The sequence below is a fragment of the Micromonospora auratinigra genome (assembly GCF_900089595.1).
Classification (GTDB): Bacteria; Actinomycetota; Actinomycetes; order Mycobacteriales; family Micromonosporaceae; genus Micromonospora; species Micromonospora auratinigra.
On record NZ_LT594323.1, the window covers coordinates 5,140,233 to 5,159,384 of the forward strand.

19 protein-coding genes and 1 pseudogene are annotated in these 19,152 nt (G+C 73.7%); 15 read left to right on the plus strand and 5 right to left on the minus strand.

Annotated elements, in window-relative coordinates; genetic code table 11:
- The first annotated feature begins 11 nt into the window (after positions 1 to 11).
- From GA0070611_RS23150 to GA0070611_RS23210, 13 genes and pseudogenes are all read left to right on the plus strand, one after another.
- Complete coding sequence (locus tag GA0070611_RS23150; protein ID WP_091667971.1) at positions 12 to 869, plus strand: hypothetical protein; 858 nt, start codon at positions 12 to 14, stop codon at positions 867 to 869.
- Between the two features lie 80 nt (positions 870 to 949).
- On the plus strand, positions 950 to 1,579 hold the full coding sequence (locus tag GA0070611_RS23155; RefSeq protein WP_091667974.1) for a DUF4178 domain-containing protein: 630 nt from the start codon (positions 950 to 952) through the stop codon (positions 1,577 to 1,579).
- Positions 1,580 to 1,581: 2 nt separating this feature from the next.
- Positions 1,582 to 2,073, plus strand: coding sequence for a DUF2617 family protein (locus tag GA0070611_RS23160; protein WP_091667977.1), 492 nt, complete (start codon positions 1,582 to 1,584; stop codon positions 2,071 to 2,073).
- On the plus strand, positions 2,070 to 2,495 hold the full coding sequence (locus GA0070611_RS23165; protein WP_091667980.1) for a DUF4247 domain-containing protein: 426 nt from the start codon (positions 2,070 to 2,072) through the stop codon (positions 2,493 to 2,495). Before GA0070611_RS23160 ends, GA0070611_RS23165 begins: the two co-directional genes overlap by 4 nt.
- Positions 2,496 to 2,534: 39 nt before the next feature.
- Complete coding sequence (locus tag GA0070611_RS23170; RefSeq protein WP_091667985.1) at positions 2,535 to 2,957, plus strand: DUF350 domain-containing protein; 423 nt, start codon at positions 2,535 to 2,537, stop codon at positions 2,955 to 2,957.
- Between the two features lie 62 nt (positions 2,958 to 3,019).
- Positions 3,020 to 3,754 carry a hypothetical protein gene (locus tag GA0070611_RS23175; RefSeq protein WP_407940452.1) on the plus strand — a complete coding sequence of 245 codons (735 nt, stop codon included), beginning with the start codon at positions 3,020 to 3,022 and terminating at the stop codon, positions 3,752 to 3,754.
- Entirely contained in the window at positions 3,751 to 5,319 is a 1,569-nt protein-coding gene (locus GA0070611_RS23180) for a polyamine aminopropyltransferase (RefSeq protein WP_091667994.1), read from the plus strand. Before GA0070611_RS23175 ends, GA0070611_RS23180 begins: the two co-directional genes overlap by 4 nt.
- 10 nt (positions 5,320 to 5,329) lie before the next feature.
- Positions 5,330 to 6,391: a hypothetical protein gene (locus GA0070611_RS23185; RefSeq protein WP_091667999.1), complete on the plus strand. Its 1,062-nt coding sequence runs from the start codon at positions 5,330 to 5,332 to the stop codon at positions 6,389 to 6,391.
- Positions 6,392 to 6,515: 124 nt separating this feature from the next.
- Positions 6,516 to 7,262 (plus strand): hypothetical protein, encoded by a 747-nt coding sequence (locus tag GA0070611_RS23190; RefSeq protein WP_231921196.1) that lies wholly within the window; start codon positions 6,516 to 6,518, stop codon positions 7,260 to 7,262.
- A gap of 73 nt (positions 7,263 to 7,335) precedes the next feature.
- Positions 7,336 to 7,935, plus strand: a pseudogene (locus tag GA0070611_RS23195) (hypothetical protein); the annotation flags it as partial.
- Between the two features lie 338 nt (positions 7,936 to 8,273).
- On the plus strand, positions 8,274 to 9,083 hold the full coding sequence (locus GA0070611_RS23200) for an SDR family NAD(P)-dependent oxidoreductase (RefSeq protein WP_091668005.1): 810 nt from the start codon (positions 8,274 to 8,276) through the stop codon (positions 9,081 to 9,083).
- A 166-nt stretch (positions 9,084 to 9,249) separates the two neighbouring features.
- A complete protein-coding gene (pyrE, locus tag GA0070611_RS23205; RefSeq protein WP_091668009.1) occupies positions 9,250 to 9,789 on the plus strand; it encodes an orotate phosphoribosyltransferase in 540 nt (179 codons plus the stop codon).
- 57 nt (positions 9,790 to 9,846) lie between these two features.
- Entirely contained in the window at positions 9,847 to 10,224 is a 378-nt protein-coding gene (locus GA0070611_RS23210; RefSeq protein ID WP_007073957.1) for an ArsR/SmtB family transcription factor, read from the plus strand.
- Positions 10,225 to 10,501: 277 nt separating this feature from the next.
- Here GA0070611_RS23210 and GA0070611_RS23215 read toward each other — a convergent pair whose 3' ends face one another.
- The 4 genes from GA0070611_RS23215 to GA0070611_RS23230 form a co-directional block, all read right to left on the minus strand.
- Complete coding sequence (locus tag GA0070611_RS23215) at positions 10,502 to 11,311, minus strand: DedA family protein (RefSeq protein WP_197675780.1); 810 nt, start codon at positions 11,309 to 11,311, stop codon at positions 10,502 to 10,504.
- A gap of 141 nt (positions 11,312 to 11,452) precedes the next feature.
- Positions 11,453 to 13,969 (minus strand): polynucleotide kinase-phosphatase, encoded by a 2,517-nt coding sequence (locus GA0070611_RS23220; protein WP_091668017.1) that lies wholly within the window; start codon positions 13,967 to 13,969, stop codon positions 11,453 to 11,455.
- Complete coding sequence (locus GA0070611_RS23225) at positions 13,966 to 15,393, minus strand: 3' terminal RNA ribose 2'-O-methyltransferase Hen1 (protein WP_091668020.1); 1,428 nt, start codon at positions 15,391 to 15,393, stop codon at positions 13,966 to 13,968. The genes GA0070611_RS23220 and GA0070611_RS23225 overlap by 4 nt, the downstream gene beginning before the upstream one ends.
- 98 nt (positions 15,394 to 15,491) lie before the next feature.
- Positions 15,492 to 17,063, minus strand: a complete 1,572-nt coding sequence (locus GA0070611_RS23230) for an LPXTG cell wall anchor domain-containing protein (protein ID WP_091668023.1) — start codon at positions 17,061 to 17,063, stop codon at positions 15,492 to 15,494.
- 173 nt (positions 17,064 to 17,236) lie between these two features.
- Here GA0070611_RS23230 and GA0070611_RS23235 point away from each other — a divergent pair, with 173 nt between their 5' ends.
- Positions 17,237 to 17,722 carry a SigE family RNA polymerase sigma factor gene (locus tag GA0070611_RS23235; RefSeq protein WP_091668026.1) on the plus strand — a complete coding sequence of 162 codons (486 nt, stop codon included), beginning with the start codon at positions 17,237 to 17,239 and terminating at the stop codon, positions 17,720 to 17,722.
- A complete protein-coding gene (locus GA0070611_RS23240) occupies positions 17,719 to 18,768 on the plus strand; it encodes an LCP family protein (protein WP_091668030.1) in 1,050 nt (349 codons plus the stop codon). The genes GA0070611_RS23235 and GA0070611_RS23240 overlap by 4 nt, the downstream gene beginning before the upstream one ends.
- A gap of 33 nt (positions 18,769 to 18,801) precedes the next feature.
- Here GA0070611_RS23240 and GA0070611_RS23245 read toward each other — a convergent pair whose 3' ends face one another.
- Positions 18,802 to 19,014: a hypothetical protein gene (locus GA0070611_RS23245; protein ID WP_091668033.1), complete on the minus strand. Its 213-nt coding sequence runs from the start codon at positions 19,012 to 19,014 to the stop codon at positions 18,802 to 18,804.
- Positions 19,015 to 19,152: the final 138 nt, after the last annotated feature.

The following is a 19,152-nucleotide window of genomic DNA, read 5'->3' on the forward strand; positions in this document are numbered from 1 at the left end:
ACCTTTCCGCCATGACCTCTCCCGAAGCCGCGCCGGCCCGGGTCACCCGGCCCCGCGCGGTCGACGTCGCGTACTGGTTGCAACTCGCGACGGTGGCCGTGCTGCTCGTCGTGGTCGCGCTCGTGGTCGTTCAGGCGGTGCGGTACGACGCCCGGATCGACGATGTTCTGCGCCAGGTGCCCGACGCCGACCCGGCGGAGGTTTCCGACGAGCGCGGCGGCAACATCTTCACGACCGTCGTGATCGGCCTGCCGGCGCTGCTGCTCGCCGGCTGGCTGGGCGCCACCGTCGTGCCGCTGCGCCGGGGCAGCAACGTCGCCCGGATTCTCGTCTTCGTGGCCGCCGGCGGGCAGTTGCTGCTCTGCCTCGGGCAGGTGTGCACCGGTCTGGCGATCGTGCCGCTGCTGCTGATCGGCGGCATGGGAGATCCCGAGTTCGACCCGTCGACCGGTGAGCTGCCCGACGGCGGCGACTGGGAGCAGTCGAAGTTCCTCGACACCCTCTACTCGCAGGACGGCGACTCCGGCGCGGTCGCCGCCGCGGCCGGTGGGATCGGCGTCCTGCTGGTGGTCACGTTCACCGCGGCCGTGGTGGTGCTCCTCCTGCTCCCGGAGGTCCGTCGCTGGTTCCGGCGCGACGTCCCGCCGGTGCCGGCCGCCGGGCCGTGGCCCGGCTACGGCTACGGGCACCCGCAACCCGGCCAGCCGGTGTGGCTGCCCCCGGGCTCCCTGCTCTGTCCCGATCCGGCGGCGCATGCCGCCCCTGTCCTCGGCGGCCCTCGACCGGACGGCCACGCGTCACCGGAGCGGCCGGACAGCGACGCCGCCGTGACCGACCCGCCGCCCGACGGGACGACCTCGAGTAGCTGATCACTCACTCAGCGAACTGGGCTTCGGTCCACGTGCGTCGGCTTGTTACCGTCTCCGCCGACGCACGTGGGGAGGCGGTCGTGAACGGTTCAGTGGCGTACCTGGTGACCACGCTGGGGTGTCTGGTCGGGGTGGCCGGGGTGGTGATCGCCGTGGTGGCGCTGCGCCGGGCCCGTGCCAAGCCCGGCCCGACGGCCCCGGTGGACCCGTTCCACGACCGGGACGCCGACGCGCTGCGTGGCGACCCCCGCCGGCTCAAGCCGGGCGACATCGTGGAGATCCGCCAGGTCTCCTACACCGTGCGCGGCTCGGTGCACCTCGTCGAGGGCGGCTGGAGCTGGGCCGAGCACCTGCTCGACGACGCCGGCGGGGTGAAGCGCTGGCTCTCCGTCGAGACCGACCCGGACCTGGAGCTGGTGCTCTGGACGGGTGAGCCGTCCGCCACCGTCACCCCCGGCGCGCCCACCCTGGAGATCGCCGGCCGCCGCTACCACTGGGACGAGTCCGGCCAGGCGAAGTACACCGCCACCGAGGGCACCGGCCTCGACCCGCGCGGCACCATGCGCTACTACGACTACGAGGCGCCCGGCGGGGCCCGGCTCTCCTTCGAGGCGTACGGCGAGGCCGGCTGGGAAGTGAACCTCGGCGAGAAGCTGGTCCGCGCCGAGGTGATGATCTACCCGCAGGGTGGCCCGGACAAGGTGGCCTGAGCGTGCTGGTCGACCTGGACACCCCGTACGTCGACACCAGCGCCGCCGACCTGAGCCTGGCCCTCGGTGGCCCCGAACGCCCCGCCCTGCACGTCCGCGAGCTGACCCTGCCCGGGATCGGCCCGCTGCGGCTGCGCCTGCTCGGCGCCTCCCACCAGGTGATCCTGGGCGGCCTCAGCGAGACCGTGGCCTGCCTGCCCGGCGGCCCGCCGCACCTGCCGGCGACCCTGCACGACGAGGACACCGGCTACCGGTTCACCGCCACCGTCCTTCGGCCGACCGGGGACGGGCTGCGCACCCGGGTCGCCGCGCTCCGCGCCGACCTGGCCGACGACCCGTACGCGCTGGTCGGGGTCTTTCCCGGGGACGTGGACGCGGTCACCGCGCTCGCCGTGAACCCCGATCCGCCGGCCGGTTCGGTGGCCTGGCGCACCTGGCACGTGTACCCGCAGACAAACGAGTTGGTCCTGACCGAGACGGTGGTTGAACTGTGACGTACCGACGCTGGTTCGTGGTGGGCATCGCGTTCGCCGTCATCGGCGCGCTGGTCGCCGCCTTCGCGATCTTCTACGGCAACTTCTCGCCCCGCGGTTACGTGGAGGACCACTACCGTCGGGCGACCGGCCGCGACATCGGCTCCAGCGCGATCGCGTACACCTCGAACAAGGCCCCGAGCCAGGTCGCCAAGGACGTCACCGACGCCTGGCAGCCGGCCGACCAGTACGTCGACGGCAGCGGTGTCTACCTGCGCTACGACGACGACTCCGTGGTGATCCTCCCGCTCGCGGTCGGCTCGGTGATCCTGCTGGAGCGGATGAGCACCGCGTACCCGCGCTACCACTCCCGGGTGGGCACCCACTGGGGCTGGGGCCGGGGCAGCTCCGTCCGCGGCGGCGGGCCCGGCGCCGGCAAGTGACCTCGACCCCTCCCACCTGACGAACCCTGGAGCCCTCCTGTGCAGAACCTGGTCACCGACCTGCTCGTCACGCTCGCCTACGGCGTGGTCGGCGTCGTCCTGATGGCCGTCGGCTACGCCCTGGTCGACCTGGCCACGCCCGGCAAGCTCCACGAGCTGATCTGGGTGGAGCGCAACCGCAACGCCGCGCTGCTGCTCGCCTCCAACCTGGCCGGCGTCGGCATCATCGTGGTCGCCGCGATCGCCGCCAGCGCGGACGACTTCGCCCTCGGCCTGATCGGCTCGGCCGCGTACGGGATCCTCGGCCTGGTGATCATGGCGGCGGCGTTCGTGCTGCTGGACGTGGCCACCCCGGGCAAGCTCGGCGAGATCCTGGTCGACCCGGAGCCGCACCCGGCCGTCTGGGTCTCCGCCGTCGTGCACCTCGCCACCGGCGCGATCATCGCCGCCGCCATCAGTTGATGGCCGGGACCCGCGCCGCCGTCGGGGCGGAGGACAAGGCGAAGGAGAAGCGGCGCACCCTGATGGCCTGGGTCATCGTGCTCGGGCTGTTCGTCGGCGTGCCCTGCGTCATCGGATTCGTCACCGCCGACGACGGCGACACCGACGTGCCGACGCCGACGGCCGAGCAGCGCGACGCCACCGTGCCGCTGCTCGCGTCCGCCTTCGAGGGCCAGGGCATCTGCTACGGCTGGCGGCTCTACGACTGGAGCACCGAGATCAGTGTCGGCTCCAACCTGGGCGACCGGACATCGGTGCGGGACGACCCGCGCTGCCCGCGCTGGATCGAGGTCTCCGCCGCCGTCCGCTACACGTCCGCCAGCAGCGAGTCCAGCGACTCGGCGAGCATCGGCGTGGACGGCTCCCCCGACATCGACCCGGCCGACCTCTACCCGATCGCCGCCGGACTGGACCGGTTCGGGCTGGGGGCCGACGCCTTCGTCGACGAGCCCGGCTGGGCGATCACCCGGGCGACGACCGTGCTGCCGCTGCTCGCCGCCGAGGTCGGGCTGGCCGCTCCGGTCCCCACCGCCGCGGACCCGGCACCGACCGGCACGCCGGCCCCGCTGCCGAGCGCCGGCAACGACCTGCTGCGCGACCGCAAGGGCTGGCTGTTCACCGCCGCCGCCCTGCTGCTGGTGGCCGCGCTCCTCGTCGGCGTGGGCGTGCGGGGCCGCCGCCGGCAGCGCCGGGGAGTCGGGCCCGCGCAGCGCCCCGGGGCGGTCACCGGGTCGTCGCGTACCCCGGAGGCGGCGTGACCACCGACGCGCCGGCGCGGCCGGCATGGCGGCCGGCCCGCGCGGCGGTGCTGCTCGCGGTCTTCGTCTGCGCGGCCTGCGGCCTGGTGTACGAGCTGGCCCTGGTCGCGCTCGGCAGCTACCTGATCGGCGACGCGGTCGGCCAGGCGTCGATCGTGCTCGGCGTGATGGTCTTCGCGATGGGCGTCGGCGCGCTGGTCGCCAAGCCGTTCCAGCACAAGGCCGCCCCGGCCTTCGCCGCGATCGAACTGACCCTGGCCCTGCTCGGCGGCCTCTCCGTGCTCGGCCTCTACGCCGCGTTCGCCTGGCTCGACCTCTACGGACCGGCCCTGGTCGGCACCGCGTTCGTGCTCGGCCTGCTGATCGGCGCGGAGATCCCGCTGCTGATGGTGCTGCTGCAACGCATCCGGGAGCAGTCCGCCGGCAGCGCGGTCGCCGATCTCTTCGCCGCCGACTACGTCGGCGCGCTGCTCGGCGGGCTGGCCTTCCCGTTCCTGCTGATGCCGGTCTTCGGGCAGCTCAAGGGCGCGCTGGTGGTCGGCGCGGTGAACGCCGTCGCCGGCCTCGCGCTGGTCTGCACGGTCTTCCGGGCCGACCTGAGCCGCCGGGCCCGGATCGCGCTGGGCGCCGGCACCGTCGTGGTCGCCGTCTGCCTCGGGTACGCGTGGGTCACCGCGCACGACTTCGAGGTGACCGCGCGGCAGCAGCTCTACCGGGACCCGGTGGTGCACGCCGAACGCAGCCGCTACCAGGAGATCGTGCTGACCCGGTCGGTGCGGGAGATCGGCCACGCCGACACGGACCTGCGGCTCTTCCTCAACGGCGACCTCCAGTTCAGCTCGATCGACGAGTACCGCTACCACGAGGCGCTGGTGCACCCGGCGATGAACGGCCCGCACGGGAACGTGCTGGTGCTCGGCGCCGGGGACGGGCTGGCGCTGCGGGAGATCCTCAAGTACCCGGACGTGCGGCAGGTGACCCTGGTCGACCTGGACCCGGCCGTGGTGCGGCTGGCCCGCGGCGAACCGCAGCTGCGCGAGCTGAACCGCAACTCGCTCGCCGACCCGCGCGCCCGGGTGCTCAACCTCGACGCCTTCGGCTGGCTGCGCGGTGCCACCGAGCGCTTCGACGTGGTCGTCGCCGACCTGCCCGACCCGGACGAGACGGCCACCGCCAAGCTGTACACGGTCGAGTTCTACGCGCTCATCCGGTCGGTGCTCGCCCCCGGCGGGCGGCTGGTGGTGCAGTCCGGGTCGCCGTACTTCGCGCCCCGGTCGTACTGGTCGATCGAGCGGTCGGTCCGTGAGGCGGGCTTCGCCACCGTGCCGTACCACGTCGACGTGCCCAGCTTCGGCGACTGGGGGTACGTGCTCGCCGCCCCGGGCGCCACCCCGCCCGCGCTGGCGCTGCCCGCCGACGCCCCGCCGCTGCGCTTCCTCACCCCGTCGGTGCTCGCCGCGGCCGCCACCTTCCCCGCCGACCGGGGCCGGCTGGACGTACCCGCCTCCACGTTGTTGCAGCCCAGGGTGCTGGAGTACGCCCGCACGGAGTGGCGCGGCTACTAGGTTTCGGGGCATGTCCCCGTCCCGCCGCCTGCCGCGCCCCGGTCTGGACTGGCTGCGCCGACGGGTCCCCATCCGCGCCCTCGGCGCGGCGTCGTACCTCCAGGCGTTCGTGCTCTCCGGCGTGGTCACCGTGCTCGCCCTGCGGGCGTACCTCAAGGCCACCAACTATCCGCAGCTCGGCGGCGGTGGCCTGCACATCGCCCACGTGCTCTGGGGCGGCCTGCTGCTGGCGGTCGGGCTCGGGGTGGCGTTGGTCTTCCTCGGCGGCGGGCCGCGCACCGCCGGGGCGATCATCGGCGGGATCGGCTTCGGGCTCTTCATCGACGAGGTGGGCAAGTTCGTCACCGCCCGCACCGACTACTTCTACGCCCCGGCCGCCGGCATCATCTACGCCGCGTTCGCCCTGCTGGTGGTGCTCACCCAGGCGGTACGCGGTCGGACCGGCCGGGCCCGGCTGACCCCGGCGGAACGCACCGCGAACGCCCTCGACCTGGTGCTCGGCGAGCTGCCGGGTGGCCTGACCGACCGTCGGCGGATCGCCGTGCTCCGGCTGGTGCAGGGCACCGGACCGACCACCGAGGCTGCCGTCGTGCAGTTCCTCGACGCGGTGCCGCGACGCGAGCCGCCCCCGGTCCGGTCGTGGCAACGGGCGGCCGACGCGGCCCGCCGCCTCGCCGCCTGGGCGGTCGCCCGCCGCTGGCTGGTCTGGCCGGTCGTCGTCTACCTGGTGGTGGAGCCCTTGGCGGTCGTCATCTCCGTGGTGGTCGACGGGGTGACCGGGGAGCTGGACCGGGAGCGGGAGTGGGGCGCGGTCTCCGGCGTCACGCTCGCCGCGCTCATCACGGCGGCCCTCACCGTGCGGGCGGCGTGGCTGCTGCGCCCCGACCGGCTCGGCGCGTTCCGGCTGTTCAAGCTGGCCATCCTGGTGGACCTGCTGTTCGGGCAGATCTTCAACTTCACGGTCAACCAGTTCGGGGCGGTCTCCGCCGTCGCCCTCGATCTGGTCCTGCTGGGGGTGGTCACCGCCGAGCACCGCCGGCTCCGCCGGGAGGCGCCCCCGGACCGGCGCTGACCGGCGGGTCCCGGCCCGCGTGCGCTGCCGAACTGGCTCGCGCTGGTTACGGTGGTCGTGCCGCCCGAGGAGAGGAAAACCCATGGTCGATGGCCCCGGATCGCCGCCGCGTACCCGCCCCGGTGTGGTGACGGCCTCAAGCTGGCTGCTCATCCTCGTCGCCGCCATCCAGGTGGTGAACCTGATCCTGTCGCTGACCACGATCGGCACCGTCCGCGACGTCATGCGCGACGCGTACCGGGGCACCTCGGTCGAGCAGGCGGCCGACTACGCCTGGGTCTTCGGTCTCGGCTCGGCGGTGCTCGCCCTGCTGCTGGCGGCCGGGCTGGTGGTGCTCGCCCTGCTGAACAACCGGGGGAAGAACGGGGCCCGGATCACCACCTGGGTGGTGGGCGGCATCCTGCTCTGCTGCACCGGCGGCGGCCTGCTCAACAACGCGGCCGGCGGGATGATGAACGGCAACTCCACCAGCGGTGACGTGCCCAGCGGGCAGGAGATCCAGCGCCGGTTGGAGGACGCGCTGCCCGGCTGGTACGGCCCGGCCAGCACGCTGCTCAGCGTCATCGCCCTGCTCGCCCTGCTCGGCGCGCTGATCCTGCTGGCGCTGCCGCAGGCGAACGAGTTCTTCCGCCGCGCGAAGCAGCAGTCCTGGGAGCCGCCGGTGCCGGGCACCGCCTACCCGGGTGCCGCCTACCCGGGCGCTCCGGGCCAGCCGACCGGCCCCGGCCAGGGCTACGGCCAGCCGGGCCATGGCCAGCCGGGTCACGGCGAGCCGGGTTACGGCCAGCCCGGCCCCGGCCAGCCGGGTCACGGCGAGCCGGGTCCCGGGTCCGGTGAGTACCGCGAGCCGGAGCCGCCGGCCGGCAGGTGACTCGCCGGATAAGAGCGACGCCGACGATCCCTCCGAGTAGGTTGCAAGCCGACGCCTATCGGAGGGATTCGTCGTGTCGTACCCCGTTCAGGCCGTGCCCCGACGCCCGGGAGCGGTGGTCTCGGCGGCGGCGCTGCTGCTGGTGATGGCGGTGGGCGCGGTGGCGTACGCGATCGCCGACCTGGCCGTACTGGGCGGCACGGTGGGCCGGTTCCGGTCGGCTGCGGGCGGTACGGGCGCGGGTTCCGGCGAGACCGACGCGGTGGTGTCCGTGCTGCGCGGCACCAGTGTCCTGGCGGCCGTGCTGGCCGTGCTGTCGGCCCTGGTCCTGGTCGGGTTGGCGCTCGGCCTGCTGGCGGGTCGCCGCGGTGCCCGGGTCGGCACCTGGGTGATGGCCGGCCTGGGTCTGCTCGGTGGCTGCTGCGGGGTGGCGGCCGTGGTCGGCCAGCGGGCCGCGCCGCTGCGGGTGGGCGCCGACGGCAGGGCGAGCGCCGAACTCTTCGGCCTGCTCGGTGACGCCTACCCGGGCTGGTGGATCCCGGTGAACGTCGCGCTGTCGGTGGCCCAGGTCCTCGGTTACCTGGTGGTCGCGGCACTGCTCGTCGCCCCGGCCGCCGGGGCCTTCTTCCACCGCCGCCCCGCCCCCGCCTCGGGCCAGCCCGGTCCCGCCCCGGCCCCGGGCCCCCACCCGGCCGCCTTCCCGCCGCCGGTGGCTCCCACGCCGCCGATCGGCCCGACCACGCCGCTCGGCCCGACCACGCCGGCCGTCCCGACGACGCCGGCCGTCCCGACCACGCCGGCCGGCCCCTACCCACCTGCGGGCCCGACGACCCCGCCCGGCCCGTACCCACCGGCCGGTCCCCGCCCGCCGGCCGGGCCGTTCCCGCCGGCCGGGCCGTTCCCGCCGGCCGGCCCGACGCCGCCGGCCGGCCCGTTCCCGCCGGCCGGCCCGTTCCCGCCGGCCGGGCCGGTGCCGCCCGCCGGCTCCCCGCCGCCCCCGGAGGATCGTCCGTGACCGACGCACCCCACCCCTCGCCGCGCCGTGCCCTGATCACCGGGGCCAGCCTCGGTATCGGCGAGGCATTCGCCCGTCGACTGGCCGCCGACGGGTGGGACCTGGTCCTGGTGGCCCGGGACGCGGGCCGACTGGCGGCCGCCGCGGCCGAGCTGACCGGCCGGTACGGCCGCCAGATCGAGACGATCTCCGCCGATCTGTCCACCGATGACGGTTGTACGGCGGTGGAGCGGCGGCTGGTCGCCGAGCCGCCGGTGGAGCTGCTGGTGAACAACGCGGGGATCAGCCTGAACACCCCGTTCGTCCGGTCGACGGTCGACGAGGAGGCCCGGCTGCTGCGGTTGAACGTGCTGGCGGTGCTCCGGCTCACCCATGCCGCGCTCGGGCCGATGGTGGAACGCGGTAGAGGGACAGTGATAAATGTCTCGTCGGTGGCGGGTTTCGGTGTGCCCATGCCGGGTTCGACGTACTCGGCCAGCAAGGCGTGGGTGACGAATTTCAGTGAGTCGATCGGCCTGTCGGTGGCCCCGCTGGGCGTACGCGTGATGGCGCTCTGCCCCGGCTACACCCGCACCGGCTACCACGAGCGGGCCGGCATCGACATGAGCCGTACTCCCCGCTGGATGTGGTTGCGGGCCGACGAGGTGGTCGACGAAGGGCTGCGTGACCTGCGGAAAGGCAAGCTGGTGAGCGTGCCGAGCTGGAAGTACAAGCTGGCGGTGGCGGGCCTGCGACACGCGCCGCGCCGGCTGTTGCGGGGCGTCTCCCGGGACGACCGGGGTCGCGTGACGCGGGACGGCCACTGACCGGCGACCCGCCGCCGGGGTCTCGCGGCCATGGGAATGGCCCCGGGTGGCCCGGTTGGACAGTCGCTCAGAGTAGCTGGGCCGAGCCACCCGCCGATCGCCCGCAGGGTTGACCGGGCCGGACCCCACACACGGCTCACAGACTTGCGCAGTACCCTCTATCGCCATGGGGGACCACGACGACCTGCGTAAATTCATCACCGATCTGGCTGTGGTCCATGGCCGCGTGGTGCTCTCGTCGGGCCGTGAGGCGGACTGGTACGTCGATCTGCGACGCGTCACGCTCCATCACGCGGCGGCACCACTGATCGGTCGGGTGATGCGGGAGTTGACCGCCGACTGGGAGTACGACGCGGTCGGCGGGCTGACCCTCGGTGCGGACCCGGTCGCCACGGCGATGCTGCACGCGTCGTCCGGCACCGGTCGGCCGCTGGACGCGTTCGTGGTCCGTAAGGCGGGCAAGGCGCACGGGCTCCAGCGACGGATCGAGGGTCCGGACGTCGCGGGTCGCCGGGTGCTCGCGGTGGAGGACACCTCGACCACCGGTGGCAGTGTGTTGACGGCTGTCGAAGCCTTGCGCGAGGCCGGGGCCGAGGTGGCGGGCGTGGCGGTTATTGTTGATCGAGGCGCCGGCGACGCGGTGCGAGCCGCCGGACTGCCGTATCGGGCGGCCTATACGTTGGCTGACCTCGGCCTTGTGGCGTAAAAGTTTGCCGATTCGGATCTGCTGATATGCAGGCGGATCGATGCTGCTGGTGGAAGGATGGAATACGTGGGAACTGCGTTGGCTGAAATGACCATGCCTCAGATCTCGCCGCTTGCCGGCGAGCCGATCGAACGTGCCGACGCCGAGCGGCTCGCGGGGGTCCTCAAGGCCCTCGCGGACCCCGCCCGGCTGCGGCTGCTCAGCCTGATCCAGTCGGCGCCCGAGGGCGAGGCGTGCGTGTGTGATCTCACCGCGCCGCTCGGCCTCTCGCAGCCGACGGTCAGTCACCACCTGCGTATCCTCACCGAGGCCGGCTTGCTGGAGCGGGAGAAGCGCGGTGTCTGGGCGTACTACCGGCTGGTGCCGACCGCGATCGCCACGATCGCGGATCTGCTCACCCCGCCGCGCAAGCGGGCCACCAAGAAGGCCCGCTGAAGACGGACGTGTCCGAGATCCGGGTGGGTCGACCGGGGCCGTGCCGCGGTTCCGGACGTCCGTGAGCCACGTCGGGAGACGCGGCGCCGGGTGGCGTGCCAGGGGTGGCGTCATCCGACGGACGGCGGTCCGGGTTCAGGGCGCGTCGTAGGACGCGCCGGGCCCGGACGGCCACCGGTGACGGCTGCCCGTCAACCGGTACCGCCCGCAGCAAGACAGCTCGACGCCGAAGGCCGGCCCCCGCCCGGGGAGCCGGCCTTCGGTGCAGGTGCTTCCGTCAGCGGCGGTGCTGACCACCCTGCTGGTGGTCGTCGTCCCCGTCGACCGCGTCCCGGATGGCGTCGACGGCACCCGCCGCGGTCGCCGTCGCGATCACCGCGACCGCCTCGCCGCGCTTGCGGGCGCGCCGGTCACGCAGGAACTCGAAGAAGATCGGCAGCACCGAGATCAGGATGATCACGGCGACCACCGGCAGGATGTACCGGTCGATCTTGTCACCGATCGCGTTGTAGATCTGGTCCGCGAGCAGGTAGCCGATCAGCAGGATGCCGTCCACCCAGAGGAACGCGCCGACCACGTTCCAGATGAGGAACTGCCGGGCGGGCATGCCGAGCACACCGGCCACCGGGTTGAGGAACGTCCGGACGATCGGAATGAAGCGGGCCAGCACCACGGCCTTCGCGGGGCCGAACTTCTGGAAGTAGTACTCGGCCTTCGCCACGTACTCCCGCTTGAACAGGCGGGAGTTGGGCTTGTCGAACATCCGCCGGCCGTACCGGGCGCCGAGCCAGTGGCCCAGCTGGGCACCCGCGATCGCGCAGAGCGGGCCGCCGATCAGCAGCCCGGCCAGCGACAACCGGGTGCCGGAGCCGAAGATCGCGTCGGCCACCGGCGAGGCGGCCACCCCGGCCAGGAAGAGCAGCGAGTCGCCCGGGAAGAAGAAGCCGACCAGCAGGCCGGTCTCGGCGAAGAGGATGACCCAGACTCCGATCATCCCGAAGGTGTGGATCAGATCCTTCGGGTCGAGCGGGTTCAGGGCGACGCTCTCGGAGAGCACGCGGGTCTTTTCTGCTGTGTCCACGGCCACAAAGGGTACCTGTGCCCCTGTCCCACCCGCGCCGCACCGCCCGCCGGGGCTGCTGATTCACGGAAAGAGTGGTTATCCCTCGCCGGATAACCACTCTTTCCGTGAATCAGTGCGCGAAGGGGGGCGGGTGGGGGCGCGGGGTCAGAGGCGGGGGTCGACGGGTTCGGACTCGCAGGCGAGGATCGCGAAGACCAGCTCGTGGCGACGCCAGAGGGGAGCGTCGTCGGCCAGCGCGTCGAGGGCGGCCAACCCGAGGGCGTGTTCGCGCAGCGCCAGTCCGCGCTTGCGGCCCAGCGAGCGCTTGCGCAGCGCGGCCAGCTGGCCCGGCTCGGTGTACCCGGGACCGTAGATGATCCGCAGGTACTCCCGGCCCCGGCACTTGATGCCCGGCTGGAGCAGCGACCCCTTCGGCGAGCGGGCGGCCGGACCGGCGTACGGCTTGACCACCATGCCCTCGCCGCCGGCCGAGGTGAGCTCCAGCCACCAGTCGGTGGCCGCCGCCACCGCCGCCTCGTCGGCCAGCTCGACGACCCGACGTCGGGTGGGCGTGAAGAACTCCGGGTCGGCCGCGCAGAGCCGGTCGGCCAGGGCCAGGTGCCAGCCGTGGTCCCGGTCGGTGTGGCTCGCCCCGGCCCCGGCCAGCACCGCGAACGGTGCCAGGGTCACCCCGCGCAGCCCGTCGGTCCGCCCCACGTACGCCCGGTAGGCCGCCGAGTACGCCTCGACCTCGGTGCCCCGGTCGGCCATCCGGCCGCGCAGCTCGGTCACCGGCAGCCCTCGGCCGGCCGCCGCGTCGAGCGTGGCGAGCACCGCCGGCAGCGCCGCCCGGCCGGCCGCGCCCACCGAGGCGTACTGCTCGCGGATCAGGCCGCCCGCCTTGGCCGACCAGGGCAGCAGCTCGCAGTCGAGGAGCAGCCAGTCGGTCTCCAGCTCGGCCCAGAGCCCGGCCGTGCCGATCGCGGCGCGGACCCTTGCCAGCAGCTCGTCGTCGAGCGCCGAGCCGAAGAACGGCCGCCCGGTACGGGTGTGCACCGCACCGCCGCCGAACCGGCCGGGCTCCCGCTCCACCAGCACCACGGCCCGCGAGCCCATGTGCTTCTCCTCGCAGACCACCCGCTCGACGCCGGCCGCCCGGTAGTCGGCGAACGCCTGCTGCGGGTGTTCCAGGAAGCCGGCCACGGTCGACGTCGAACAGGGCGCCATGGTCGGCGGCAGCCAGACCAGCCGGCCCGGGTCGAGCGCGTACCGGCTCATCACCTCCAGCGCGGCGGCGGCGTTCTCGGCCGGCACGGTCAGCGACCCGTACGCGTGCTCCAGGTGCCGCCGTCCGGTCACGTCGGTTAGGTCCAGCACGGTGTCCGGGCGGGCGGGCGTGGCGGGCACCAGCGGCCGGGCCGGGGCGTACCACTCCTTCACCGCGGGGACGGAGACCAGCTCCTTCTCCGGGTAGCGCAGCGCGGTCAGCTTCCCACCGAAGACGCAGCCGGTGTCGAGGCAGATGGTGTTGTTCACCCACTCCGGCTCCGGCGTCGGGGTGTGCCCGTACACGACCATCGCCGAACCCCGGTAGTCGCGCGCCCACGGGTAGCGCACCGGCAGCCCGTACTCGTCGGTCTCGCCGGTGGTCTCCCCGTACAGCGCGAACGACCGGACCCGGCCGGACGTCCGGCCGTGGTAGGCCTCCTTGAGGCCGGCGTGCGCCACCACCAGCCGGCCGCCGTCGAGCACGTAGTGACTGACCAGACCGTCGATGAAGGCGGCCGTCTCGGCGACGAAGCCGGCCGGCTCCGTCTCCAGTTGGGCCATCGTCTCGGCCAGGCCGTGGGTGAGCCGCACGTCCCGGCCGCGCAGCTTACGCAGCAGCTTCTGCTCGTGGTTGCCCGGCACGCAGATCGCGTGCCCGGCCGCCACCATGCCCATCACCAGGCGCAGCACGCCGGGGGAGTCCGGGCCGCGGTCCACCAGGTCACCCACGAAGACGGGGGTACGCCCGGCCGGGTGCACCGCGTCCACCGGGCGGCCCGCGTCGTCGCGGTCCAGCCGGTAGCCCAGCCGGAGCAGCAGCGCCTCCAGCTCCTCGCGGCACCCGTGCACGTCGCCGACGATGTCGAACGGCCCGGTCAGCTCGCGCCGGTCATTGAACAGCTTCTCGTACCGGACCTGTGCCGCGTCGATCTCCTCGACGCCCCGCAGCACGTGCACCTTGCGGAAGCCCTCCCGGGCCAGCCGCGCGTACGACTGGCGCAGGTCGCGCTGCATCCGGGCGAGCACCGGCCGGCCGTGGGTCCGGTCGGCCCGGGCCTGCGTACGCTCCCAGGCCAGCGCCTCCGGCACGTCCAGCACGATCGCCACCGGCAGCACGTCGTGCTCGCGGGCCACCCGGACCAGGCCGGCGCGGGCGTGCGGCTGGAGGTTGGTCGCGTCGACCACGGTCAGCAGGCCCCTACGCAGCCGGATCCCGGCCACGTGGTGCAGCGCGTCGAACGCGTCGCCGGAGGCGGCCTGGTCGTTCTCGTCGTCCGCCACCAGGCCCCGGAAGGTGTCCGAGGAGAGCACCTGGGTGGGGGTGAAGTGCCGGCGGGCGAAGGTCGACTTGCCGGAGCCGGAGACGCCGACCAGCGCCACCAGGGCGAGCTCGGGAATGTCCAGGGTGGTCATGCGGGGGTCTCCTCCTTCCGGGTCAGCACGGCGAGCTGGGTCGGGCTGCCGACCTCCGGGTCCTCGTCGCCGACGCCGGAGATGGTGGCGGTGTAGCCGTGCTCGGTGGCGACCCGCTCCACCCAGGCCGCGAACTCGGCCCGGGTCCACTCGAACCGGTGGTCGGCGTGCCGGAACCGGCCCGCCCCGAGCCCCTCGTAGCGGACGTTGTACTCGACGTTCGGGGTGGTCACCACGACGGTGGCGGGCCGGGCGTGCCCGAACACCGCGTCCTGGAGCGCCGGCAGCCGGGGCGGGTCGAGGTGCTCGACCACCTCCATCAGCACCGCCGCGTCGTAACCGCGCAGCCGGTCGTCCCGGTAGGTCAGCGCCGACTGCCACAGCCGGACCCGGTCCCGCTGCCGCTCCGGCAGCCGGTCCAGCCGCAGCCGGCGGGCCGCCATCGTGAGCGCCTGGCTGGACACGTCGGTGCCGACCACCTCGCTGAACCGTCGGTCGGCGACCAGCGCGGTGAGCAGGGCGCCACCACCGCAGCCCAGGTCCAGCACCCGGCTCGCGCCACTGTCGCGGAGCGCCGCGAGCACCGCGTCCCGCCGGCGTACGGCCAGCGAGGCCCGGGGCCTCTCCGCGATCGGCTCGGCCTCGACGGTGTCGTCGGCGGGCGGCTCGTCGGCGAGGCGCACCTCGGCCAGGCGGGCCAGCGCCTCGCCGGCCAGGGCCCGGCGGTGGGCCAGGTAGCGACGGGTGATCAGGTTCCGCTCGGGGTGCTCGGCCAGCCAGCCGGCACCGGCCCGGAGCAGCTTCTCCACCTCGTCCGGAGCGACCCAGTAGTGCTTGGCGTCGTCCAGCACCGGCAGCAGCACGTACAGGTGGTTGAGCGCGTCGGCGAGCCGTACCGTGCCGGTGAGCGTCAGGTCGACGTACCGGCTCTCGCCCCACTCCGGGTACGTCTCGTCGAGCGGGATCGGGGTGGCCGTCACCGTCCAGCCCAGCGGGGCGAAGACCCGTCCGGCCAGCTCCGCGCCGCCCCGGCAGCGCAGCACCGGCACCCGTACGACCAGTGGGATCGCGGTGGCGGCCAGCTCCGGCCGGTCCCGGGACTCGCCGCGCAGCGCCGAGCGGAACACCTTGGCCAGCGCCGACGAGAGCAGGCTGGAGGCCGCGTACGGGCGGTCGTTGACGTACTGGCCGAGGGTGAAGCCGTCCGGGGTGGCCGCCTTCCGGCGACCCCGCCCGCCGCCCAGCTCGAGCGGGTCCACCTCGACCAGCAGCGCCGCCGTGCACCGCTGCTCGTCCGCCTCGGGATAGAGCACGTGCGCGGTGCCGGCGGGCAGGTCGAAGCTCTGCACGCGGTCCGGGTGCTTGACGAGGAGGTGGCCGAGGTCGGTCGCGGGGCGGTGCGTCGTGGTGAGGGTCAGCAGCACCCGTCGATGGTGGCAGCTCCATCGATCATGCGTCGTCCCGTTTTACGACGGTGCCCCGCCGACCTCAGGTCGGCGGGGCACCGGTGGTGCGGGGTGGGTCAGGCGACGAAGCGGGTGCGGCGGCGGCGGGCCACCACGTAGCCGCCGGCGCCGGCGGCGAGCAGCAGCGCACCGAGGCCGGCGATCAGGCCGGTGGCGGAACCGGTGAGCGGCAGCGTCGGGTCGTCGCCACCGCCCTGCCCCCCGGTGCCGGCCGGGTTCACCACGATCTTGGCCAGGTCGTTGGCCGGCTTGAGGTCGTCCTTGAACCCGGCCGAGCACTCGCACTTCGCGTTGATCCGGACGCTGCCCTCGGCGTTCGGCACGGCCTTGTCGATGCGGAACGTGAAGCGGCCGGTCAGCAGCTCACCGGCGGGCGCGAAGGGGCCCGGGAAGCAGCGGTAGGCAGCAGCGCCGGGGGTGCCGGCGGTCTCGTCGTACCGCGTCTTGTCACCCTTGAACGGCACGCACTCCTCCGGCACCGTGACGGCGGTGGTGCCGGTGGGGACGGTCACGTCGACGAGGGTGACCTCCGAGTCGGAGTGCGAGAAGTCCAGCGTGGCCGGACCGTTGTTGCGGAAGCCGAGGTCCGCCTTCACGGTGCTGCCCTTGGTGCCCCGCAGGGTGGCACCGACCGCGGCCAGGTCCGCGCCACGCTTGCCACGGACGTTCACGTTCAGCTGGGTGAAGTTGTTGGTCGGGTCGACGTCGGTCTGCGCGGCCCGCGCGGCGGGCGCCTTCTTGAGCGCCAGCTTTGCGCCGGTGCCCCGCTTGGCCGCCTTGCCGTCGAACTTCTCGAAGATGCTGAGCGCGTCGTCCAGGTCGTCCGGGGTGATGAACTCGGTCTGCCCGAACACCCTGCCCGGCGCGTACGTGTCGGGCCGCAGCGAGTAGTTGAAGGTGGCGGAGCGGGTCTCGCCCGGCGCGATCTCCTCGTCGAACTGGCAGGCCAGCAGGATGTCTTCCTCGTAGTAGCAGTTGCTCCACCGGTCGGCGGGGGTGATCGCCCAGTCCTGGGCGAACAGGGCCACCACACTCTTGACCGTCGTGCCGCCCACGTTGCTCACCGTGACCGGTGCGGAGAAGTTGCCGAAGTTCTTGGTGATGTCGACGGTGACGTCGGTGCTCGGGCCGGCGGCCAGGTCGACACCCTCGCCGACCCGGATCCGGGAGGTGGAGGTGGCCCGCACCGTGTCACCGGTCAGCACGGTGATCTTCATGTTGCCGCTGTCGTCCAGCTTGGCGGCCTCGGTCGGGGCGATCTTCACCCGGGTGGGGAAGCCCCCGAACCACTCGTCCACGGTCACCGGGAAGGGCTCCTGGCAGACCAGCACACCGGTCTCCGGCGCGGAGCAGTCGTTGCCCGGGTCGTCGCCGGTGACGGTGACCTTGCCGGACAGCGCGCGGTAGTCGTACCGGATGGAGACGTCCCGGAGGGTGGTGGCCTCCTCGGCGAGGAGGAGCGGACCCTTCACCACGCCGGCGGAACCGACGGCGACGGTGGTGTCCGGCAGCAGGACGTAGAGCTTGGCGGTGCTCTCGGCGGCGGCGGGGGCGGCGGAGGCGGCGACGAACGCGCCTGCGACGCCGAGCCCGGCCAGCCAACGCCGAGTCGAAGGGCTGAGCTTCAAGGGGGGATCCTCCCGTGAGAGTGCCGGGTGCGGCTCGTGGAGCTTAGAGATCCCTTAAGTCGCCCCGCTGTCCCACGCGGCCCCGGGCAGCAGATATTGACCGAACGGCTGAGGAAGGGCGCAATGTTCCGCCGGGCCGGACCCGTCAACTGGGCGGGACACCGGGAGGTGCAGTGACGTACGAGGAGTTCGCCGACGCGCGGCTGGCCGCCCTGCTGCGGTACGCGGTCATGCTGACCGGCGATCCACACCAGGCGCAGGATCTGGTGCAGGAGACCATGGTGCGGGTCCAGTTGAACTGGCGGCGGGTGGCCCGCAGCGACGTGCCGGAGCGGTACGTGCGCCGGATGCTCACCAACCAGTTCATCGACTGGCGGCGCGGGTCGTGGGCGCGCCGGGTGCTGCTGCGCGGCGAGCCGGACGAGGCGGTGCCGGCACCCACCGACCACGCCCAGTCCGCCGTGGACCGGGACCAGGTCTGGTCCTGGCTGTCCCGGCTGCCCCGCCGGCAGCGCGCCACGCTGGTGCTCCGCTACTACGAGGACCTGCCGGACGCGGAGATCGCCGAGATCCTCGGCTGCGCCGTCGGCACCGTGCGGTCGTGCATCTCGCGCGCCCTGGCCACCCTCCGAGCCGAGTACGTGGAGGTCTGTTCATGATCGAGGACGACCTGCGGTCCGCCTTTGCCCGGCACGAGGCGCTCGTCCCGCCGGCCGGCCCGCTGCGCGCCGCCATCGACCGGACGGTGGTCCACCGTCGGCGGCGTCGCCTGCGCCTCCGGCTCGCCGGCACGGCGCTGGCGGTGGTCGCCGCCGCCCTGGTCGGCTTCACCGCGGTCGGGCCGCGTCCACCGGAGACCGGGAACCTGCTGGCCGGCCCCCTGCCGACGCCGGCCGGGGCGGTGAACGTGCTGCTCCTCGGCGTGGACCAGGCCGGTGAGGGCCGGCGGGCCGACTCCGTGCTGCTGGTGCACGTCCCGGCGGACCGCAGCCGGCTCTACCTGGTCTCCCTCCCGCGCGACCTGCTGGTGCCGGTCCCCGGCCGGGGGACCGACAAGCTCAACGCGTCCTTCGCCATCGGCGCGGGGCCGGACGGCACGGATCTGGCCGGCGGGTACCGGACGACCCGGCAGGTGGTCGCCGGGCTCACCGGCGTACCGATCGACGCGGGCGCGGTGCTCACCTACCGGGCGACCCGCGAGCTCACCGACGCGGTCGGGGGTGTGCCGGTCTGCCTGCCGGCGGCGGTGCGCTCGGTGCACACGGAGCGGCGGTTCCGGGCCGGTTGCCACCGGCTCGACGGCGCGGCGGCGGTGGACCTGCTGCGGCAGCGTTACGGCCTCCCGGACGGCGGCCTGGACCGGGACCGCAACGCCGGCCGGTACGCGGCCGGACTGCTGACCCGGGTCCGGGAGCAGGGGGGACTCACGAACCCGGTGCTGCTCAGCCGGCTGGTCACGACGGTCGGTCCCGACCTGGTGACCGATACCGGCCAACTGTCCCTGCCGGCGCTGGTCTCGGCGGTCGGCAACGCGGCCGACGTCGAGCCGGCCGTGGTCGGCCTGCCGGTGAGCCACTGGGAGCAGGGGCCGTACGGGTTCCGGCTCGACCCGGCCCTGGCACCGGGCTTCCTCACCGCGCTGCGCACCGACCGGCTCGGCGAGTGGACGGCGGCGCACCCGAGGCAGGTCACCGCCCTGCGCTGAACCGGGGCGGGCCCACCGGCCCGCCCCGACCGCTCAGCGGTAGTCGTCCTCGTCGGCGGTGACCACCCGGGCCTGCTCCATCGCGTCCCAGTCGGCGACCTCCAGGCCGCGGTGCGGCTCGCCGTCGCCGTCGTCCGGGGTGACCACCGTGGCCTGCTCGACCGCGTCGGCCGGTTCCGCCTCCAGGTCCCGCTCCTCCGGAGCGAGGTGGTCGCTCGGGGCGAAGTCCTCATCGGGCTGACCCATCGTCCCTCCCTGGATCTCGGTACGGACGGTTACCACCCTCACCGTACGGGCTGCCGCCGGTCACCGCTCGGAGCCGGACGGAACGGGCGGAGCGGGCACCGTTCGTGTCGGCGGTTCGGCCCTCCGCAACCGCCGGCC